The organism is Bradyrhizobium sp. ISRA442 (assembly GCF_038085055.1).
Lineage (GTDB): Bacteria > Pseudomonadota > Alphaproteobacteria > Rhizobiales > Xanthobacteraceae > Bradyrhizobium.
This window is the reverse complement of the sequence record NZ_JALGCN010000009.1, coordinates 68,511-90,182: the sequence shown is the minus strand read 5'-3', so window position 1 is coordinate 90,182 and position 21,672 is coordinate 68,511. Positions and strand designations below refer to the sequence as shown.

At 61.8% G+C, this 21,672-nt stretch carries 11 protein-coding genes; 9 read left to right on the top strand and 2 right to left on the bottom strand.

All coding sequences use genetic code 11. The annotated features are described in order from the left end of the window. Window positions 1-172: 172 nt before the first annotated feature. On the bottom strand, window positions 173-1,846 hold the full coding sequence (locus tag MTR72_RS20125; RefSeq protein WP_280964743.1) for a TolC family outer membrane protein: 1,674 nt from the start codon (window positions 1,844-1,846) through the stop codon (window positions 173-175). Between the two features lie 1,740 nt (window positions 1,847-3,586). On the opposite strand from MTR72_RS20125, the gene MTR72_RS20120 reads away from it, so the two are divergent. From MTR72_RS20120 to MTR72_RS20095, 6 genes are all read left to right on the top strand, one after another. Then, the gene (locus MTR72_RS20120) at window positions 3,587-4,759 is read left to right on the top strand and encodes an ROK family transcriptional regulator (protein ID WP_280964742.1); all 1,173 of its coding nucleotides are present in this window, start codon (window positions 3,587-3,589) and stop codon (window positions 4,757-4,759) included. A gap of 58 nt (window positions 4,760-4,817) precedes the next feature. After that, window positions 4,818-6,104, top strand: a complete 1,287-nt coding sequence (locus MTR72_RS20115; RefSeq protein WP_341510865.1) for an ABC transporter substrate-binding protein — start codon at window positions 4,818-4,820, stop codon at window positions 6,102-6,104. Window positions 6,105-6,181: 77 nt separating this feature from the next. Next, window positions 6,182-7,030, top strand: coding sequence for a carbohydrate ABC transporter permease (locus tag MTR72_RS20110; RefSeq protein WP_445819613.1), 849 nt, complete (start codon window positions 6,182-6,184; stop codon window positions 7,028-7,030). Continuing rightward, on the top strand, window positions 7,023-7,880 hold the full coding sequence (locus MTR72_RS20105; protein ID WP_280964739.1) for a carbohydrate ABC transporter permease: 858 nt from the start codon (window positions 7,023-7,025) through the stop codon (window positions 7,878-7,880). Before MTR72_RS20110 ends, MTR72_RS20105 begins: the two co-directional genes overlap by 8 nt. Window positions 7,881-7,888: 8 nt before the next feature. After that, window positions 7,889-8,998 (top strand): ABC transporter ATP-binding protein, encoded by a 1,110-nt coding sequence (locus MTR72_RS20100; protein ID WP_280964738.1) that lies wholly within the window; start codon window positions 7,889-7,891, stop codon window positions 8,996-8,998. Beyond that, window positions 8,995-9,762: an SDR family NAD(P)-dependent oxidoreductase gene (locus MTR72_RS20095; RefSeq protein WP_280964737.1), complete on the top strand. Its 768-nt coding sequence runs from the start codon at window positions 8,995-8,997 to the stop codon at window positions 9,760-9,762. Before MTR72_RS20100 ends, MTR72_RS20095 begins: the two co-directional genes overlap by 4 nt. Before the next feature lie 139 nt (window positions 9,763-9,901). Here MTR72_RS20095 and MTR72_RS20090 read toward each other — a convergent pair whose 3' ends face one another. Continuing rightward, window positions 9,902-10,594, bottom strand: a complete 693-nt coding sequence (locus tag MTR72_RS20090; RefSeq protein ID WP_280964736.1) for a LuxR C-terminal-related transcriptional regulator — start codon at window positions 10,592-10,594, stop codon at window positions 9,902-9,904. Window positions 10,595-11,380: 786 nt separating this feature from the next. Between MTR72_RS20090 and MTR72_RS20085 the strand changes: the two genes are divergently transcribed. From MTR72_RS20085 to MTR72_RS20075, 3 genes are all read left to right on the top strand, one after another. Beyond that, window positions 11,381-12,058 (top strand): LuxR C-terminal-related transcriptional regulator, encoded by a 678-nt coding sequence (locus MTR72_RS20085; protein ID WP_280964735.1) that lies wholly within the window; start codon window positions 11,381-11,383, stop codon window positions 12,056-12,058. A 411-nt stretch (window positions 12,059-12,469) separates the two neighbouring features. After that, window positions 12,470-19,300, top strand: coding sequence for a VCBS domain-containing protein (locus MTR72_RS20080; RefSeq protein WP_341510864.1), 6,831 nt, complete (start codon window positions 12,470-12,472; stop codon window positions 19,298-19,300). A 110-nt stretch (window positions 19,301-19,410) separates the two neighbouring features. Then, window positions 19,411-21,321 (top strand): hypothetical protein, encoded by a 1,911-nt coding sequence (locus MTR72_RS20075; RefSeq protein WP_280964733.1) that lies wholly within the window; start codon window positions 19,411-19,413, stop codon window positions 21,319-21,321. Window positions 21,322-21,672: the final 351 nt, after the last annotated feature.

The following is a 21,672-nucleotide window of genomic DNA, read 5'->3' as shown; positions in this document are numbered from 1 at the left end:
AATGATGCGGAGCGAGCAGCGAACCGTCATTCCACCATAGCGGAAAACGCAGAGGAATCATTTGGTTAATCGGCGAAAGCGCGCCTAAAGGTTAATCCCAGGCGCGCCTTACGCCGCTTGGTCAACGTGCCAAGCGCATTCGCGGCCCGACCCCATTCGCTTGGGGGCGGGGCTATCTCTGAACCGGCTCGAATGCCGTCGCCAACCAATGCGGCTTCTTGTCCGCTGCATAGGCGGTGACGGGGGAGGGGGTCAATACGGGCGGATTACTGGTGCTTCGCTGCTGCGTGAGCCACTCGGATGCTCCCGTCATGGTCGGCTGATAGGCCCAACGCTGCCATCTATCCCTGAACAGATCGGCCTCCGGCGTTTCGCTCGCATAGCCCAGGCGCTGCGGAGCCGGTTGGGGTGCAGGCACCGGGACTCTCAGCGGCTCGGAGCCGGTCTGGGGCAGCTTCACGCGCAGCGTGGGTGCCTTGTAGTCCGGGGTGCCGAAAATCCCGAGATCCACCGGTGCCGCATCAACCGGCGGCGGAGCCTTCAGGTACTCGAGCAGTGTACCCATGGCCGCCAGGAGTTGGTAGTCGGCGAACACCACGACGCCGCGCGCCGAGGTCAACGAAACCAGCGTGTTGAAATACTGGTTCTGGGCATTCAAGAGATCGATCAGCGAGCGCTGGCCGAGCTCATATTCCTTCTGGAACGCCGCAATGGTCTTCCGATCAGCCTCGAGTTGCCGCAGCAGCGCCGTGATCCGTGTTGCGGTGACCGTGCGTGCGGCCCAGGCCTTGTCGATGGACTCGATGGCATCACGCTGCAGTCGTGCATGTCGCGCGGTCGTCTCGACATAGCGTTCGGCCATCTCGGACCGCCGCCAGACATCCTGACCGCCCCGGAAGATATCCCAGGACATGACAACCTTGCCGCTGTAATCGTCGTGAGTGACACCGAGGTAAGGATAGGTGTTGTCGTTATGCGTCGCCCGGCCCTCGAGCGAGAAGGTCGGAACGAAAGCGCCGTCCGTCACACGAAACGCGTGCTTTGCGGCGTCGGCGTCGGCCTGTGCGGCCTGAATGGTGGGGTTGAAGCGGACCGTGGTTGCAAGGGCCTCGTCGCGGGTCGATGGCATGCCGCCCAACGGCGCCGGGAAGCGAACGTTGATGGGTTCAAGTCCCACGACCTTGCGGTACTTGGCGCGGGCTTCCTCCAGGCTCCGGCGGAATTCGATGAGCGTCGCTCGCGCAGCATCAACGCGTTCGCGCGCCTGTTCGAGATCACCTTCGCCGGCGCGTCCACCGGCAAAGCGGGCGTTGACGTTGGAGAAGATCTTCTCGTGGGTGGCGACGTTCTGCTCGCCGAGCGTGACCAGTCGCAGATAGCGCGTGACGTCGACATAGGCTTCCGCCGCGTCCAGCGCGATCAATTCTGTCCGCTCACGCACGCGGAAAGCCGCCGCGTTCACGCGGGCCGTCTGTCGCCAGATGTCCTGGATCGATGCGAAGCCGTCGAACAGGATCTGCCGGACGACGACGGATTCCTGCGATCCGTTTCGCCACGCACCATTTCCGGCCACCGGAATGGGTAGGGCGGTACCGCTTGCCACGGCAGCGCTCTGGTCGAATTTCTCGGGCCCCCACCGGGCTTCGACGCGGACTTGCGGAAGCAGTGTGCTCTGGGTCTGTCGAAGCTCACTCTCGGTCGCCCGACGATTGGCAGTCGCTTCGCCGACCCCCGGATTGGTGTGTACCGCCTGCTTCAAGGCATCGTTGATCGAGAACTGCTCCGCCAACGCGCTGCCGCATGGGACGAGAAACAATGCACCGGAAATGAGAATGCGCCCAAACAATTTAACCTCCACCCGCCGCCGCCTTCTACGGACGCGGGGCCCCTGGAAATGCAGGTAAGCTTTGCAGGGACTGACGCGATAATCTAGGCCGAACGCGTAAAAGTTGCGCAAATGGGGCGGGATTGTCGCATTTTTGCCACGTCGGAGACGCCTGGTTGGTTGTATGATACCTCATTACCGGAGAGGTGGCGCACGGCAACTTTATGACTTCATCCAATCTGCCGCGCCGACCAGGATTCCATTGATTCTCTTGCGCTGAATGATAAATCCCATAAGCTATTGATCTAAAAAGAAAATATTTGCGCGCTGATCGTGGATCAGAGCGGGCATTCCAAATGCTGCAAGTGGTAAGAGATTGGCCCAGCTAGGAATGAATACCGTTGCTCCGTAGCCCGTGATGCTTCTCTCGCTACCACCACCGCATTGTCGGAACTCTCTCGGGTGGTACCCGGCGCATACTGCCGGTGAGTCCTAGGAGCCATGTTGTTATTGGTCGTCATTGGCTGTGCCCTCGCTGTTGTCGAAACTGCTTTTCAGTGCTGATGCGCCTGTAGCGTGATCGAAGCAATTCGATCCGGCTCGCATCGTTCGCCGCGCATAGCGATTATGCCAATATTCCTTACCTGTCCGTCGGGGCCACCTCAGGGCCTCCCAGTCGCAAATATTCGACTTTACAGAAATTCGGATTTGTCGTATGTCTCGCCTATCCCGGTCCACCAAGAGGGGCGATCGTACGTCGTCGCGATGCGCGGGCCGGGTTGCGGTGGACGCGGCAGCGTCGGCACGAGAGGCGCGGGTAGGGCGGGTCGTCCCTGTGAGCCTGTGGCTGCGTGCGGATGAGCGGCGCTGTAGGGTTCGTCTCGCCAACATTTCGATGGCTACGTGCACGGCGCCCTCGAACCCTGTGGCGATCAGCGAACGCGCGTACGGCAAAACCGTGTGGTCCTGACCGTCGTTGCTACGGTCAAGCTCTAGCGAAGGTGCACGCGAGCCCAACCGGGCGGACGGCACCGTCAATTTGCAGGGAGCGAGGGAGGCCAGAGGGAAATCGGCTCCCGGGAGAGCACGGCATAAGCCGTCAAACCACTGCGCAGGGAAGGCCGTGTGTTGGGCTTCACCTGTTTGCCGCTGTGCATCTCCTTTGCGCTACATGCGCACAGCGGACCTATGGGTGCCAGCCGGCACCCGGCCTTCCCTGCGCCCTCTTGGCTAGAAGGGGGTGACGAGATGAAGCAAAGCTCGGGCGAAATCCGCCGCGGGATGGCGAAGGTGTGTCTGCGGTTGGATGCGATTTGATCGTGAGTTGGACTAGTCGTTACACCGCACCTTAATCCGTCATTGCGAGCGCAGCGAAGCAATCCAGAATCCCGCCGCGACGATAGTCTGGATTGCTTCGCTGCGCTCGCAATGACGATGTGGAGAGAGCGTGCGCCATACCTCCCCAACGTCGTCCTGGCGAAAGCAAGGACCCCCCGCGCGAGCGCTTTTGCGCTCGTCGATAACCCCAGGCGTAATTTGGCCAAGACCCTCATCGCCACGGACCCCGTGCTGAGGTCCTGGATGAGATCGTTTGGAGTTATCTTGAAGAGTTCTATGCAAGGGGCCGGCAGCTCTGAACAAATCCGGTCTTGCTGCTACGCACAACAGCAAGGTCTCGCGCTGGACAGGCAAACGCCTTGACAGGAGAAATGGTCCGCGCGCAAATTCTTACACTAAGTAAGAATTAGGACAGGGACGGAAATGTCTGAGCAGCCGAGAAGTCGGCGGCAGACGCGTGCGGCCATCTTGGGGCATCTGCTTCAATCGGGCGGCATGTTTCGGCCACCTCTGGCCAAGGCAGTGCGCCTATCCGAGGCGAGCCTGTCGCGCATCCTGTTTGACCTGAAGGCGGAGGGTCTGATCGAAGAGATCCGGCGGCCTGCGCCTTACGTGGGCGGGCCGACAGGCCTCGTATCCTTCGATGGTTCGGTTGCGTTGGCCGCCATCGAGCTCGCGGGTCAACGGTTGAGTGTGGGTGTCGGCGGAATGTCGGGCGAACTGCACTACACCGAGCGGCTGCCGCTGCCGAAAGCGCCGACCGTTGAATCTGTAGACCGCGTGTTTCTCGATGCGCTGACATTGCTGGGTGACTGGACGCGGCGGTGCCGGGTCCGGCTGTCGCAGATCGGCGTCTCCGTCCCCGGCCTTGGCCGGTTGAGCGTATCGGGCAATCCCATCATTCCCTGCGACGTCGGGCGCATTCGCGGCCAGCTTGGCGAGATGTTCGCGGACGTGCCGGTCGCGTTCACCAACTCGGTCGTAGCGCACGCCACGTTTCATCGCTGCCGCACGGAAAACTATCCGTTCAGCGGCGCGCATTTGTTCGTGTTCGTCGGCCAGGGCGTTGCCGGCGCCTGGATGGACGACGCGATCGACGCCGATGCCTTGCAGCCCGTCGAGCTCGGCCACATGGTGTTCGGCGAGGGCGGGCCGCGTTGCCGCTGCGGTCATCATGGCTGCGTCGAAGCCTATACTTCGCTTCCCGCCTTGGCCGGGCTTCTCGGCACGTCGGAGCCGGAGCTGCTCCAGCTCGGCAGCGATTGGGTGACCGTGATCCCGATGTCGCCCCGCGTGCGGCAAGAGCTGCGGCACCGCCTGTACCGGCTTGGCCTCGCGATCGGCAACACGCTGAACGTCAAACCCTGCCGCGGCGTGGCGATCTCCGGCTGGCCGTCGCTTCTTGCGGAGGACGATCGAAAGGCCCTGATCGACGGCATCGACGCCTGCCTGCTCGGCGGGCGCAAGCTCGCGCAGGTGTCGCTTGCTTTCGTGCCGCCGTCGAACGGTAATGATCCAAGGGCTGCACTGGCGTTCGCCGCCTTCTGCCTTGCTTGCCGCGGCGGCATGCCTGCCGCTTCGACGGAGGCCGCCTGAGATGCCGTAAGGCCGCACGGCTTCGCGCCACAGAGTTCACACCCGGGAGGAACCTGCCATGCCGATCACAACAACAAGGCGTCATATGCTCGCTGGATCTGCTGCCACGCTGGCACTGCCGGCCTTTGCCCGTGCGCAAAGCGCGGTCAAGCCGCGCCTGACCGTGATCTCGCAATGGTCTGCAGGCAGCGATGGGGCGGCCATCACTGCGCTCGGTAAGAAATTCGAGGAGAAGGGCGGGATTTGGCAGCACTCGCCCGTCCCCGGGTTCACCACCGAGATGATGAACAAGCTACGCGCTCAGATCATGGCCGGCGATCCGCCGGCCTGTTCGCAGCTCAAAGGCCCCGAGATTGCGGCCTGGTCGAAGATTGCCCCGACCGTCGATCTCGACGCCCTTGTCGCTGCCGCCGGCTATGAAAAGGTTGTCGCTCCAGACCTTGCACGATTACATAAGCCGGGAGGCAAGTGGATCTCATTGCCGTTGCAGATCTACAGCACGAACATGCTGTTTCTCTCCAAACGCGCGATGGATAAAGCCAAAGCCGACAAGATCCCCGCCACATGGGCCGACTTCAACGACCTTGCCGAAAAGATGAAAGCGGGCGGAATAACATATCCGATCGCCAACGGTGGCACCCGCCCCGACGATGGGCAGAAATTCGAGGCCGCTTTCGCCGGCATCAGTCCCGCTTCATACCGCGCAGCCATCATGAACCTCGACGATAAAGCCTTGAAGGGCCCCGAGATAAGGGCTGCCTTCGCACAGGTGCGCAAGATTGCCGACTGGATGAACCCGAACATCGGCGCCCAACACTATTCCACCAACCTGAAGCGCTTCGTCGACGGGGATATGGGCATAATGATCCAGGGCGGGTGGGCGCAGGGCGTGTTGCGCAACGCCGGCTTCAAATTTGACGACTTCATCATCGCGCCGGGCCCCAGCGACAATACCAAGCCGGTTTTCCTGCTAAATGCCGATGCTTTCATATTCTGGCAGCGCAACGAGCCCGATCTGCAGGCCGGCCAGACGCTGATGGCACAGCTTGTCATGGATCCGGCGATCCAGACAATGTATTCGCAGATCACGGGATCGATCCCCGTGCGCACCGATGTCGACCTTTCCGGTGCCGGCTGGTCGGACGGTCAACGGCGAACCGCAAGCGCGCTCAAGGACGCTGTCGCCAACAATCAGGCCGTCCTCAGCCTCGCGCACAACATGGCGCAGGAAAACGGCTTGACCGCAGCGATGATCGACGTGATCACCGAGTACGTGAAGAACAAGACGATTACGCCAGAGCAGGCGGTCACCCGCCTCGCCGAGGCCGTCGAGGGGGCGCGTTGACCGACGCTCTCTCCGCGGCAGCGCGCCCGGGCCATCCGGCGATTTCTGGGGTGGTGCGCCGGCTGCCCGAGTATCTGATGATCTGGGTGCCGCTGCTGCTGTCCGCCGGGCATCTCGTCTCGTTTGCGCTGTGGACGATCTGGATTTCGTTCACGCCATCCACTCTTGTCCCGGTTTCGGGCTGGGTGGGCTTGCGCAACTACACGGCGGTCATGGCGACGCGGAACTGGCACATCGCCTTCAACAATCTGCTGCTGTTTGGCAGTGCTTTCGTGCTGCTGAGTGTGGTGACCGGCCTCGTGCTTGCGATCCTGCTCGATCAGCGTATTCGCGGCGAGAACGTGCTGCGGTCTATCTTTCTTTACCCTCTTGCGGTGTCGTTCGTCGTCACCGGCACCGTCTGGAGTTGGCTTCTCAATCCTGGCATTGGGATCGAGAAGCTCGTCCACGACCTCGGCTGGACCTCCTTCCGGTTCGACTGGCTGGTCGACCGCGACATGGCAATCTGGACCATTGTTATCGCTGCGATCTGGCAATCCTCGGGCTTCGCCATGGCGCTCTTCCTCGCCGGCCTACGGTCCGTCGACGCCGACCTTATCAGGGCCGCGCAGATCGACGGCGCTGGACCGATCCGAACGTACCGGCGCGTCATTCTGCCGACGCTTTGGCCGATCACCGTGACTGTGATCGTCATCCAGCTTCAGTTCGCCATTTCGACCTTCGACCTCGTCCGTGCGCTCACCAACGGCGGGCCCGGAATCGCGACCCAGTTGCCAGCCCTTGTCGTCTACGACCTTATGTTCCAGCGCAGCCTCCTCGGCCGCGGTGCGGCGGCGGCGGTGCTCATGTTGCTTATTCTTCTCGCAGTGCTGCTGCCGTATGCAGCTTGGCGATATTTCCAGCGACGCCGGGCCGCCCATGCGTGACCGAACCTTCGCGCCGAGCCGAATTTTGATCTATCTCGTCGTTTCATTGATCGCTGCAGCCTATCTCGCGCCGCTGGCTGTTGTCGTGCTGAACTCGCTCCGTACCAACGAGGAGATCGCGCAGGCCTCGATGATCGGCTGGCCGAAGCAGTGGGCCTGGAGCAACTACGTCGCTGCGTGGAGCGGTTTCTGCGTCGCGGAGACCTGCGCCGGCATACGGCCGTATATGCTGAACTCCGCGCTCGTCACGATTCCCGCGACGATCATCTCCACCGTGCTCGGTGCGGTTGCCGGTTACGCCGTGTCGCTCTGGCGTTTTCGCGGCGATAGCTGGATCTACGGCATCGTGACCCTTGGCCTCTTCCTTCCCCAACAGATGCGCTTGCTTCCCTGGACCATCGTGCTGCGGGACATCGGTCTCATCAACACGCTGGCGGGTCTTGTGCTGGTTCACACGATTCAGGGGCTCTCCTTCACCACACTATTCTGCCGAAACTACTATGTCGCCATTCCACATGAATTGATCAGAGCCGCGCGCATCGATGGCGCAGGGTTCTTTCGTATTTTCTGGCGCATCATCCTGCCGCTCTCGCCTCCCATCCTGATCGTCACCGTGATTTGGCAGTTCACGCATATCTGGAACGAGTTCCTCTATGGTGTGACGTTCACGACCGGCCAACAGCAGCCCGTCACGGCTGCGCTCATCGCGCTCTCCGCCGCAGTCGCGGACATCCCGCAGCATGGCGTACAAAGCGCCGCGGTGATGATCGCGGCGCTGCCCACTTTGTTGGTCTATCTCCTCGGCGGCAGGTACTTCGTACGCGGCCTTACCGCCGGTGCCGTAAAGTAGGGGCCCGCATGTCAGCTCTCACTATTCGCGATGTTCACAAGAGGTTCGGCGCCATCGAGGTGCTGAAGGGAATTAGCCTCGAGATTGGCCCGGGCGAGTTTACCGTACTGGTCGGGCCATCCGGTTGCGGCAAGTCGACGTTACTCAACATCATCGCCGGCTTGGAGCGTCAAAGCTCCGGCGCCGTCGAAATCGGCGGAAGGGTCGTCAACGACATCCCCCCGAAGGATCGGGACATCGCCATGGTGTTCCAGTCTTATGCGCTCTATCCGTCGATGACGGTGCGCCAGAACATCACCTTCGGCATGGAATGCCGTCATGTTCCGAAGGCGAAGCAGGATGCTGCGGTCGCGAATGTGGCCCGCCTGCTCCAGATCGAGCCGCTGCTCGGTCGCAAGCCGTCGCAGCTCTCCGGCGGCCAGCGTCAGCGCGTGGCGATGGGGCGTGCCCTGGTGCGCGATCCGCTGCTCTTCCTGTTCGACGAGCCGCTCTCGAACCTCGACGCCAAGCTGCGCGTCGAGATGCGGATGGAAATCAAGCGCCTGCATCAACGCATCGGCGCCACCATCGTCTATGTCACCCACGATCAGATCGAAGCGATGACGATGGCGACGCGGATCGCGGTGATGCATCATGGACAGGTGCAGCAGTTCGCCGATCCCGACACCGTGTACCGCTATCCGGCCAATCTGTTCGTCGCGCGCTTCATGGGCTCGCCGCCGATGAACACGATGCCGGCGCGGCTCGAAGCCGAGAATGGCGGACCGGTGGTCGTGATCGGCGCGGGGCGGCCGGATGAGGTCCGCCTCCGCCTGCGGGGATACGATGCGGCGGCTTCGTTTATCGGCCGGGAGGTGGTGCTTGGGATCAGGCCCGAATGCATCGCCGAGGGCAGCCGGGTATTTTCCGGCGATGCGCCCATCGTAGTTAGCGCGCCGGTGGAGATGGTCGAGCCCACGGGTGCCGAGACGATCGTGCTGCTGCGCCTCGGCGGCGAGCCCGCGATGGCGCGCATCACGCCGGATATCCGTCCCAGCTCTGGTGCGTCCGCCGATTTCGCACTCGACACGCGCCGCATCTGCCTGTTCGATCCCGAGACGGAGCGGCTGATCGCATGACCGAGACGAGCTATTCCGGCCTTGCGGGCCGTGTCGTCTTGATCACGGGAGGGGCGAGCGGGATTGGCGCGGCCTTCGTGCGGGCCTTCGCGGCTCAAGGGGCCCGCATTGCTTTCCTCGACATTGATACTGAGGCAGGCGAGGCTCTGGTGGAGGAGGTCGCGGATGCATCCGGCTCCGTGCCGTTGTTCGTGCCGTGCGACCTCCTGGACATCGAGGCCTTGCGGATCGCCATGACGCAGGTTCGCCGAGCGCTTGGCGATGCGGCGGTCCTCGTCAACAACGCGGCCAACGATCAACGTCAGATTCTCTCCGAAGTGACGCCGGCAGAATTCGACTGGATGATCGGCGTCAATCTCAAGCACGTCTTCTTTGCCGCGCAAGCGATCGTGCCGCAGATGCAGGCGCGCGGCGGCGGGTCGATCATCAACATGTCGTCGGTGGCGTGGATGCGCGGCGCGCCGGCGCTGCCGGCTTATGCGGCGGCGAAGGCGGCGATCGTCGGCTTCACCAACTCGCTCGCCCGTCTCGTCGGCCCCGACCGCATCCGCGTCAACGCCATCGCGCCCGGCATGGTCATCACGGAGCGCCAGCGCCGGCTCTGGTTTCCGGACGACCAGAAGATTGCCGAACTACGTGCGCGTCAGGCCATTCCCGACGCGGTGACGCCCGACGACATTGCACGCATGGCGCTGTTCCTGGCGTCCGACGAGAGCCGGCGCATCACGCGGCAGTGCTTCCAGGTCGATGGCGGCCTCGGTTAGACAGGCGACTGCTGTCATCCGGCGGGTTCGGCGAGGGGACGCGGATCCCATGCGGCGAATGACTGAGCCAGAACGAGCGCGGCATCTCGGCACGGAAGGACGCCGGCGGCACGGACGACTTGCAACGTGTTGCCGTGGCTCAATTGCCGAGACGGCGCACCTTGACATGGTTCGTCAGCGGTGCGGGCACCTCCATCGGAGGCGACGCCTCGATCTGCTTGATGTCGGAAGCGACCTTGAGCGTGTCGAACGGCCGTTTGCCGATCTTGACGGTCGGAGGCGTAGGCGTGCCCTCCACATTGGACGGCCGCGCGAAACACCAGTGGTTCATCCCCCAAATCGCCGCCTGGGTCCGGTTCTGAACCCGGATCTTGCGAAGGATCGCCTTGACGTGAGCCTTTACGGTCGCCTCGGCGATGTCGATCTTGCGCGCGATCGACTTGTTCGAGTCGCCCTCGATCAGGCACTGCAGGATCGACTTCTCGCGCGGCGACAATTGCTGTGCCATCTGGCCGTCGGGAAGCCCGGGGTGGCCCTTGTCCTGCCGCTCTGGCTTTCGGTGAGGGTCGCTCCCGGGTTCGAGCGCAAACGACATCAAAGATGCCTGCGGGAAAACGGTTTCGCCCATCATCAGCAGTTCGACGGATTTGATGAAGACGTCGCACGTCATGACGTCGACGAAATAGCCATTGGCACCCGCGCGAAACGCCGCAACCACTTCATCCAACCGATAGTGATCGCTGACGATCGCAATGCGAGCTCTTGGATTGCGATCCCGCAGCAGTTCGAGTTGCTCAATCACCGCATCGAAATCGCCGCCCGTGTGTACCATCAGAGCTAGCTGATCCTGGGGCTGCAGCTTGCTCGGCGGCAGGTCGTCGACACATGATACGGAGCTTAGAGTGCGAAAATTCGCGGATCGCAGAATTCCAGCGATGCCCTCTCTTATTAATACACTTTTGCCAATAACAACCGTTGCGATAAATCGTCGCCTCTGCATTCTACTCTCCCAGCCCTTGACGCAATGACAATCTAGACGGGGCAGTCGACATCCGGCTCTTTATCGAGGGAATGATGTCGTCGTCTTGAAATCCGATATCGGTTCTTGAAATCAGTATTGGTTCTTGAAATCAGTTCTTGGTGGCGAAATCAGTCCATCGGGTAAGATCGACGGCTGTCCTCTCTTCTCTCCTCTGCCTTCCTCCCTTCTCTCATTTTGCCAGAACTCGAACGCTCCACGCGCTGCACTCGTAGAGCAATTGATAAATGTTAGATTCGAATTCCCGATATCCATATATATCTTTGGTTATAGTCGCTTCGATCGCGCGCGATCGAGGGCGATTGTTGGTGCCACGACTTCGGACGGCATAACGTTACCGCTACAGACATGGTGCTGCACTCCCCATGCGTGAGTTAACGACATTGCGACAAACATAGATTGTGTGTCCTTCTTCACAGAACCGGCGAACCTCGTGTGCTATTTCACAAAAATGGGGCGGTTGACCGTGCCGATTTTGCCTTCGAGAGATGCGCCGCCGGCGGGGACGTGGCAGTATTTGCGGAATGAGCGGGGCTGGGGCGCGGTTGATCACGCTAGGGGAGGTGGGGGATCGCCCAGATGGGTCGTATCAGCGTTGTCATAGCGGACCGGCATCCGGTGGTGCTGCTGGGTTTGAGCGGTCTGCTCGAAGCTCATCGCGACTTCAGAATCGTCGCATCCTGCAGTGATGGCGCGCGCTGCATAGAGGCGCTGCGCAATCTCAGGCCGGATATTGCCATCGTCGATGTCGCGCTGCCCGGCCTGTCCGGTCTCGAACTTCTTTCCATTGCGAACTCTGAAGAACTTCACACGCGATTGGTGTTCTTCACTTCATCGGACCGAGACGGCGAATTGGTCGCATCGTCTGCGCTCAACGGTCACAGCATCCTCTTGAAAGAGACAGCGCCGGAGGCGCTTCTGCAGACCTTGCGCCGGATCGCGGAAGGTCGCGCTCCCTTGCCACTGCCTTTGTCCGAGCGTCCGGCGCCTCACGACTTGGCTTCGGAGAATGCCTTGAAGACGCTGACGGATCGCGAACGCCAGATCATGCGTCTGGTGTCGGAAGGATTATCGAACAAGGCAATCGGGCGCCGGCTGAATATCGCGGATGGCACGATCAAGGTGCACCTTCATCACGTCTTCCAGAAGCTCCAGGTCTCCAATCGCACCGTGCTGGCGGCGCTCGCCCTTGCGCGGGTCGGCACCTCGAGTGCACTGGGTCCAAAGAAGAGGCGGCCACGCTTTCGCCGTAGCTGAGTAGCGTTCGTCGCCAGCAGCCCATCCCTCCGATTCTGTCGTGTTCATCGAGCCGACGGCATTGCGTCGCGCGGCGGCATCTTCGTCGCTCTCGGCGACAATTGACGTCGCGTCAAGACCGCACCGTGGCTGTGCGATGACGTGGAACGCGATGCGCGAATGCCGGCCGGTGTCACGGCGGCGAGCGCGCCCGGAAACTCTGACGCGCAACAGGGTTTCCCGTTGGACACGTCACCCGTTTGGCCTTGTAGTGGCGCATCAAACCGGGAGGCGGGGTTTAGCTGTCCGTCAAGATCTCAGCATTTCGCAATTTCGAACAATTCAGGCCCTTTGCGAATACATCGCGCCGCAATACGCGGTCATGCGAGTCAATTGCTGCGGCACGATGATCTAATCTGAGGGATCACATCCATGCCGACAAAGATTGGAAACCGGATCACTCTCGACGGCGATTTCAGCGATTGGACGCTGGCCGATCTCGTTGAAGCACCTCTCAACAGCGTGACGGACTATCAGGTCTTCGGTGCGCTCCTCGCTGATGGGGCGGTCAAGACCTACGTGATCGGCATCGAGGCGGCGGTTGCTACCGATCCGGCCCTCGCCGCCTTCACGCTCATTTATCTCAATACGGATCGAAACACCGCAACCGGCAAGCAGGTGTTCGGCAGCGGCGTGGGCGCCGAGTACTACGTGCAGTTCAACCTTGATCCGGACGGCAAGCTGCGCCCCTACCTGTATGACAGCGCAGGGACCGAGCTCAACAACAATGCGCCGCTCGATTTCGGTATGTCCGGCGACGGAAAGAGTGTCGAGGTCGCGATCCCACAGGCGCTCTTGACGCCGTCGGGCGGCACTGCGCCCACTTCGATTGGTTTCTCGGTCTTGGTCAACAATGGCGCGGGGGAAGCTCTGCCGGGAAGTTTCACCACCGAGCCACTCTACGTCATCACCGATCCCTCGGTTCCGGCAAGCCCCGTCACGATCGGAAACGTGATCACGCTCGATGGTCAGTTTGCGGATTGGCCGGCGGCCGATTCCCTCGAGAGGCCGGGAAACACCGTCGCGAACTACCAGATCGACGGCGCCCTGATCAACGATGCGACACTCGGCAAGAATTATGTAATCGGCATTCAAGCGACCGATGCGACCGATCAGGTGATCGGATCATCGACCGTCATCTATCTGAATACGGATCAAAACTCTGCAACCGGCTTCAAGGTGTTCGGCAGCGCGATCGGAGCGGAATATGAGGTGAAGTTCGAGCTTGACCGGAGCGACGACAATCTCCTTAAGCCCTATCTGTATTCGATCACGTCGGGCGGTATCGAGACCAAGCTCAATAATGGCGCGCCGCTCAATTTCGCCATGTCGGCCGATGGCAAGAGCGTCGAACTGGCGATCCCGCAGGCGCTGCTGGCGCCCGCCGGCGGTACCGCGCCTACCTCGATCGACTTTGCCGTCCTGGTCAACAATGGTGCGGCCCTACTTCCTGCCGGTTTCAGCGGCCCGCAATACACCATCACCGATCCCTCGACGCTGGTCCCGGTAGACCACACGGTCAAGAAGGTCGCCATCATCTATTCGGCAACCACGGCCGCCCTGTATTTCGGCGGTACAGCGGCAGGTCAGACCGCCTATGCCGATCTGTTCATGGCGGCGCAGCATCAGGCGGCGGCTGCCGGCGTCTCCTATGATCTCTTGACCGAGGCCGACCTGACCAATGTCGCGAAGCTGTCGCAGTACAGCGCGCTGATCTTCCCGAGCATGGAAGACGTGCAGTCGAGCCAGGTGTCGGCGATCGTCAGCGCGCTAACCCACGTGGTCTACGACTATCATGTGCCGATCATTACGGCTGGCAATTTCCTGACCAACAATGAGACCGGCGCGCCGCTCCCCGGCGATTCCTACGCCAACATGAAGTCGCTGCTGAACGTCGCGCTGAACTCGTCCGGTACGGCGACCTATTCCGTCACGGCAGATCCGGCCGCGCTCGCCAATCACAATCCTGTGGTCAGCGGCTATACCGCGGGCCAACCGATCGGCGGCGCCAGCGGCCAATTCGCAGGAACAACCCAGGGCCTTTACACCAACACGGGCTATCTCAGCTTCGCCGGCGTGACGCAGCCCGCCACGGTCCTTGCGGACATCAATATCCAGGGCGGAAGCACAATCGCTGGCGTCGTGCAGACCACCACGGGCGGCACAAACACCGTGTTTGGAACCACGGGCATGCTCGGCGACAGCAATCTGCTGCAACATGCAATTCAGAACGCCGTGTTCGGCACGACGCCGAGCCTGACGATCGACATCACGCGGATGGCCGGTATCGTCGACTCCCGCACCGACCTCGATCAGTCCCAATTCCTGTCGGACGTGTCGCCTGAAGGCGGCGGCCCGGGCATCTACGACGCTCTGATCCCCATCCTGCAGCAGTGGAAGCAGCAGTATAATTTCGTTGGCTCGTTCTATGCCAACATCGGCGACCATCCTGCCCAAGGGGAGGCCACCAACTGGGCCGTCTCCGCTCCCTACTACAAGGCGATCATGGCCATGGGCAGCGAGATTGGCAGCCACTCGTATACCCACCTGATCAATCCACCGGACCCCAGTTGGAGTGAGAACACCAACACGCTCTATGTCAGCGCGCCAGCCAATGCGCCGAACTGGACCTTTGCCTACGAGTTCGGGCAGTCGAATACGCTTCTGGATCAGAATCTCGGCATCAAGGTCGCCGGCGCAGCGGTGCCTGGCGCCAACGACACTATCGGAACGTCGGCCAATATCCTGCAATATTACCCGAGCGGCGGCGGCCTCACTGGCTATGTGAACGGCGGCTGGACCGGCGTCGGTTCCGGCTATCCGAACGCGTTCGGCTACATCGACCCGAACCACACCGGCTCGGTCTACATCGCTCCGAACATCACCTTCGACTTCACGGAGATCGAATTCCAGCACAAGACGGTCGACCAGGCCCTCGCCGACTGGGAATCGCTGTTCAATCAGGTCTCGGCAAATTCGCAGACGCCTATCGTCGTGTGGCCCTGGCACGATTATGGTGCGACCGACTGGGATACGAACGGCACCGGCGGGGCGGGCCATGGAGCCGGTTACACCACCCAGATGTTCACCGACTTCATCGCCTATGCCTACAACGCGGGCTATGAGTTCGTGACCTCGGAGGACCTGGCCGCGCGCATTGCCGCGCAACAAAAGGCAACGCTGTCGGAAACCACTAGCGGCAACACGATCACCGCGACGATCACACCCGATCCCAGCGCGCCCGACCTGGGCGCGATGGCATTGAACGTCGTCAACGGCGCCACCGGCCAGGTCATCCAGAATGCCGGCAACTGGTACGCCTACGACAGCAACAGTATCTTCCTGCCTTATGGCGGCGGCCAGTTCACCGTCACGCTCGGCACCACGCAGGACGACGTCACGCATATCGACCTGCTGCCGATGCGCGCCGACCTGTTGTCCGTGACCGGCGACGGATCGAATCTGTCGTTTGCAATGGCGGGCGACGGCGTCGTCGACGTCCACGTCAAGACACCCGGCGCAAATGTCGTGTCGATCCAGGGCGCGCCGACCGCGACGCTGAGCGGAAGCGATCTCAAGTTGACATTCAACGACGGCGCGCTGGCGATCAATCCGAACGGCCCGCAGGGGCTGGCGGTCCAGCACAATGTCGCGGTCTCCGACGGTGCGGTCGCGGTCACTTCCGCTGGCAATGATTGGATCTTTGGCGGGACTGCCGATGACGTCATCACGGGCGGCGGCGGCAACGACGTCATCGACGGCGGTGGCGGCACGAATACCGCGGTCTATTCGGGAAAGACGAGCGACTACAGCTTCGCGCTGAATACGAGCAACGGTGCTTTCACCGTGACCGACTTGCGCACGAACTCTCCCGATGGCACGGACACCGACACCAACATCCAGTTTTATCGGTTCGGGAACGGGACTTTCAGTGAGGCGCAGTTGCTGAACCGCGCCGCCGTGGTGACGGCGCAGGCGACTGGCCCGGATGCGACGGTGTCCGAATCCGGGCTCAGTCCGAACGGTTCGGCTGCCGGGTCGGGCAGCGCGACCACGACGGGCAGCTTCACGATCCTTGCGATCGACGGGATCCAGGATCTCGTGATCGGCGGGACGACCTTCTCGCTCGCGCAGATCGAGGCCTATGGCACGACCAACGGGGTCGTGAACACCGGCCAAGGCATTCTCACCTTGACCGGCTACACCGGGGACGGTTCCGGCGGCACGGTGAACTTCAGCTACACGCTATCGGCACCGATCAATAATGCCACCACTCTGCCCGCCGGCAGCAACGACACCGTCGATCCGAGCGGGTTCAACGACAGCGTCTTGCTGACGGTCGACGGCGTCGGCGGTGTCGCGAAGGCCAGCGACAACCTGGTGATCCGGGTGCTCGACGACGTGCCGACCGCGGTCGCCGATGGCCCCTATGGGGTGGTGGAGAACGGCGTCAGTCTGGTGTCGGGCAACGTGCTGACCAACGACCGCTCCGGTGCGGATACGCCGGACAGCTTCGTCTCGTGGAGTGCAGCCGATGCGACCACGATTGCCGCGTTGAACACCTACGGTACGCTGGTTCAGAACAATAACGGCACCTGGTCGTACACGCTGGACAGCAGCCGTGCGGTGACGCGGGCGCTGACATCGAAAGATGTTCTATCCGAGGTGCTCAACTACACGATGACGGATGCCGACGGCGATCAATCGTCGTCGACGCTGACGATCACCATCACGGGTGCGGACGCCACCGCCGCCGCCGCGGTGGTGACGGCGCAGGCGACCGGCCCGGACGCCACGGTATATGAGGCTGGACTCGCTCCGAACGGCTCGGGGTCGGGCAGCGCGACCACGACGGGCAGCTTCGCGATCTCGGCAAGCGACGGGATCAAGGACCTCGTGGTCGGCGGGACGAACTTTACGCTGGCGCAGATCGAGGCCTTTGCCGCCGCCAACCAAGTCGTGAATACGGGCCAAGGTAATCTGACGCTGACCGGCTACACCGGCGACAGCCTCAGCGGCACGGTGAGCTTCAGCTACACGCTGTCGGCAGCTATCAATAATGCCACCCCGGTGCCCGCCGGCAGCAACGATACTGTCGATGCGACAGGGTACAACGACAGCGTCTTGCTGACAGTGGATGGATCCACCGGCGCGAAGGCCAGCGACAACCTGGTGATCCGGGCGGTCGATGACACGCCGAAGGCGGTCAACGATGGCCCGTCCACCGTGGTGGAAGGCAGCCTCACTCCGCTGACGGGCAACGTGCTCAGCAACGACGCTTCCGGGGCGGATGCGCCATTGAGCTTCGTGTCCTGGGGAGCGAACGATGCGACGGCGATCACTGGGCTGAACACCTACGGCACGCTGGTGCAGAACAACGACGGCACGTGGAGCTATGCGCTTGACAGCAACCGTGCAGCAACGCAGGCGTTGACGTCGACAAGTAACCTGTTCTTCACGCTGAACTACACCATCAAGGACGCGGATGGCAGTCAATCCTCCGCAACGCTGACGATCAACATCCAGGGTGTGGACGGCAGCTTCATCATCGGGACCGCCGGCAATGATACTCTGACCGGCACCTCGACAGCGAATGCGGGGCAGACGATCCTTGGCCTCGGCGGCGATGACATTCTTACGGCTGGCACCGGCGGCAACACCACCCTGGACGGCGGTGACGGCAACGACACGCTTCGCGATGCCGGCAGGACCGCGTCCGCCAGTATCATCGACACCATGATCGGCGGAGCCGGCAACGACACCTATATCGTTACCAGGACAAACGACGTCATCATCGAGCAGGCGACGGGAGGCACGGATACGATCCGGACAAATCTTTCCACTTTCGTGATGCCGGATTACGTCGAGAACTTCGTGTACACGGGCAGCACCGGCGTCACCGTGACCGGCAACGCCTCGGACAATACCTTCAGCGGCTTTGACGGGACCAGCAGGATCAACGGCGGCGACGGAACCGATACGGCCATCTTCAGCGGCCAGCTCGGCCAATATACCGAAACCACAAATTCGGACGGCAGCATCACGCTTACGGACACGCGATCAGGTTCGCCGAATGGCACGGCCACGTTCTCCAATGTCGAACTGTTCCAGTTCAGTGACGGTCTGGTCATGACCGCGGCGCAGCTTGCCGCCGCAGTGATCGTCAACGGAACGGGATCTTCTGACAACCTGACCAGCACATCGCCGGGCGCGATCATCAATGGTCTAGGAGGCGCCGATACACTGACGGCTGGAGCTGTCAATCAGACCCTGAACGGCGGCGCCGGCGCCGATATCCTGAGCGACAACGGTCAAACCGGAATCACCCTGATTGGAGGTACCGGTAACGACACCTTCATTGTCAGCAGTGCGACCACCGTGATCCAGGAGGATCCCGGCGAGGGCACCGATACTGTGCAGACGAACCTGCCGAGCCTGCAGCTCTCGGCCAATGTCGAGCGCTTGGTCTACACCGGAACGGGAAGCTTCAGCTCGACGGCGACGGCCGCAGGAGAAACGATCACCGGAGGGACGGGCGCAGATCAACTCGGCGATGGCGGCTTCGCCAACGTTACGCTTAGAGGAGGCGGCGGCGCGGACACGTTCACCGTGACCAATGCCCAGACCATTGTAACTGAGACAGCCGGTGCGACAGGTTCGACGGTTATGACCTCGCTGGCCAGTTATTCGCTGCCCACGAACGTCCAGAACCTGACCTACACCGGCTCAGGCAACTTCGTCGGCAACGGCAATGGTTTGGCGAACACCATCACCGGGGGCGCCGGCAACGACACGCTCTCGGGCGGAGGTGGCAATGACAGGCTGATCGGTGGTGCTGGCAACGATCTGCTGACCGGCGGCAACGGCAGCGACACCTTCGTTTTCGCGCCGGTCAACCCCAGCACCGCCGGTGGCGTATACGTGGCAGGCTTCGGCAAGGACGTGATCACCGACTTTCTCGCAAACGGCACCAACGCCAGTCACGACGTGCTTGAGCTCTCGTTGTCGATGTTCATGGCCGGCACCACCGCGACCGCACTCGTCAACGGCACCGCCCAAAACGCCGCTGGCGGGTTGGTCACGGTGGCGCAGCAGGGCGCCAATGTGGTGATTACGGTCGATCCGACGGACTCGATCACTCTCAACAATGTGACGCTTGCAACGCTCAAGGCAGGCGCTTCTGTCGACTTCCATCTGGTCTGATGACGGACTTGGAGGAAGAGGGTGGTGCACAAGGAGGGAAAGAACGCGTTGCCTGCTCACCGGAATATGCCCACAATGCGTTGGGGCAAGGGACGTCGTGGAAGCGAGCTATGGCCATCTCAGCACGTCTTCGCTTAGGCCTGCTCGCAGCCGGTCTCTTAGCCGTTCTTGCCAATTGTGGTGCGCTGGCCGCCGCAACGCAGGAGCCGATGCCGGTCAAGCGCGAGATCCTCGCGCTCTATGATGGCGCGCAAGAGGGCAGTGCCGAGCTCTCGCGGATTCATCGCTTTGCCGAACTGCCGCTCAACTATCTGGGCTTCATCGTCAGATTTCGAGACATTGGCACAGGGTTGCCAAGTCCGGCCGAGATGGAGCGCTACCGCGGCGTGATCACCTGGTTCGCCGGACCGGTTGCGAACGGCGATGCTTATCTCGCTTGGGCGAACCAAGTCTCGCGCCAGAACCTGCGCTACGTCATTCTGGGCGACATCGGTGTTACGCCGGACTCGGCCAACCTTCTGGCGGTGAACCGGCTGCTCAGCGGACTCGGTATCCGACACACCGGTGACACCATCGGGCCGACGCTGGGAACGCGCATTGCGTACCGGGATGCAGGCCTGATCGAGTTCGAGTGCCGCCTCGACCCGGTCATCCCCGATTATCCGGTCATTGCGGCGAGCGGACCCGGTACGCAGATCGGACTAATGCTCGAGACGCCGCCCTCCGACGGACGGAGACCGGCGGTTCTCGTGGCGCTCGGTGGGCGAGGCGGATATGCCGCGTTGGGGTATGAGTTCTGCCATCAACGCCCCCCGTTGTTCCAGGGCAGGTGGCTGCTCAATCCGTTTGCGTTCCTTGCTGCGGCGTTCGACGCAAATGGCGAGCCGGTGCCTGATGTGACAACCGCATCGGGCAATCGGCTATTCCTCGGTGTGCTCGACAATGAAGGTTGGACCCGATCGAGCAAGATCGAAGACGCCCGGGAAAACTCTCTGGCGGCTGGCGATGTCGTCCTACGTGACCTGATCGAACCGTTCGACGGCTTGTCGACGACCGTCGAACTTCGCGAGGAGGCGGGCACGAATTTCGGCAGGAGCGCCAGGCAGGCGCAAATCCTGCGGGAACGCCTGCTGGCCTCCAGAAACATCGTTCTGCCGCAACGCCATCTGCGCGCGACGCTCTCACGGTTCGATGCGGAGTATCCGTCGATTTCAAACCTTGCGCCGTTGACCGCTGCAAGCCCCGATCAGATCATCAATATGCCGGTCAGTGATGATAGCTACTACATCAAGGAGGGGCCGATTGGTCAAAATGGGTTTGTTGCGCTGAAGGAAACCCTTCTCAACACGGAAGCACCACGTCGCCTCAAGCCGTTCACCGTGAGCTATCATGCCTATGTCGGCGAATATCCGGCCCCGCTGCGTTCGGTGAGGGATCTGTTGCGCGAGGCGAATTCCGGCGCCCTCAGCCCCGTGTCGGTGGACGGCTATGCGGCCATAGTCGACGGGTTCTTCCGCACGCGAATAGATCGCGTAGGCAGTGAGGCCTGGCGGATTAGCAATCGCGGCGAACTGCAGACGATCCGGTTCGACGCCGCTGATGACCGTGAAGTGGACCTTGAGCGCAGTGTCGGTGTCGTAGGGCAAAAGCGGGCCGGCGCCGCGCTCTATGTCGCGCTCGACCGGACGTTCGAGCAGGCCACTGTCGTTCTACGCCCGGCCGGCACAGGCGCTCGGAGCTTGTCTCTGGTCGAAAGCCGATGGCTCATCGGTCACCTCGTGAAAGGCTCATGTGCGGCGAGTTTCGAGGCGCGCGGCTACGGTAGTGGCTCGTTTCTCTGGTCGGGTGCCGTGCCCGGACACTACACGATCAAGGTCACTCGGGCGGGCGAGGACGTCTGGCAGCAAATTGTGGACGCCGATAATGCCGGAAATTTGAAGTTCGTCGTTCCGGCCAGCGCGATCAATGCGGTCGAGATCAATATGAACTGCGTCGAGCCCGTTCGCGCGCAGGAGCAATAGTCTCGCAGCCGGCACGGTTTATCGTGACCAGACGGTCTGGCTCTCTGCTCTTCGGGATCGCCGACTGGTTGAGGACGATTGTGGCAGCGAGCAGGGCGATGCAGGCAAGAGGAAGGGGGCCTTCAAAGCCCATCTGATGCAAATCAGATATTGGCGTTGGCCGTTGGTGCATTCGATAAGTTAAAATCCATGACATTAAAGGTGATCATCGAAAGACATTTCCTGATTTCGAGCGCTGCTGGAACGTCGACGAGAGCGAAGTTCCTGCGGCGTGACCAATTTCGAAACTATGCGTCATCAGCATGCGGCGGCACCCCGCCCCAATCGCGAATGTGAGGGTGACCGTCGCCG

Bases quoted from the DNA above. Each gene is read 5' to 3' on its own strand.
- MTR72_RS20090 (WP_280964736.1), bottom strand. From the start codon at position 10,594: ATGGTACACACGGGCGGCGATTTCGATGCGGTGATTGAGCAACTCGAA.
- MTR72_RS20075 (WP_280964733.1), top strand. From the start codon at position 19,411: ATGGCCATCTCAGCACGTCTTCGCTTAGGCCTGCTCGCAGCCGGTCTC.
- MTR72_RS20120 (WP_280964742.1), top strand. From the start codon at position 3,587: ATGTCTGAGCAGCCGAGAAGTCGGCGGCAGACGCGTGCGGCCATCTTG.
- MTR72_RS20110 (WP_445819613.1), top strand. From the start codon at position 6,182: ATGATCTGGGTGCCGCTGCTGCTGTCCGCCGGGCATCTCGTCTCGTTT.
- MTR72_RS20080 (WP_341510864.1), top strand. From the start codon at position 12,470: ATGCCGACAAAGATTGGAAACCGGATCACTCTCGACGGCGATTTCAGC.
- MTR72_RS20085 (WP_280964735.1), top strand. From the start codon at position 11,381: ATGGGTCGTATCAGCGTTGTCATAGCGGACCGGCATCCGGTGGTGCTG.
- MTR72_RS20100 (WP_280964738.1), top strand. From the start codon at position 7,889: ATGTCAGCTCTCACTATTCGCGATGTTCACAAGAGGTTCGGCGCCATC.
- MTR72_RS20115 (WP_341510865.1), top strand. From the start codon at position 4,818: ATGCCGATCACAACAACAAGGCGTCATATGCTCGCTGGATCTGCTGCC.
- MTR72_RS20105 (WP_280964739.1), top strand. From the start codon at position 7,023: ATGCGTGACCGAACCTTCGCGCCGAGCCGAATTTTGATCTATCTCGTC.
- MTR72_RS20095 (WP_280964737.1), top strand. From the start codon at position 8,995: ATGACCGAGACGAGCTATTCCGGCCTTGCGGGCCGTGTCGTCTTGATC.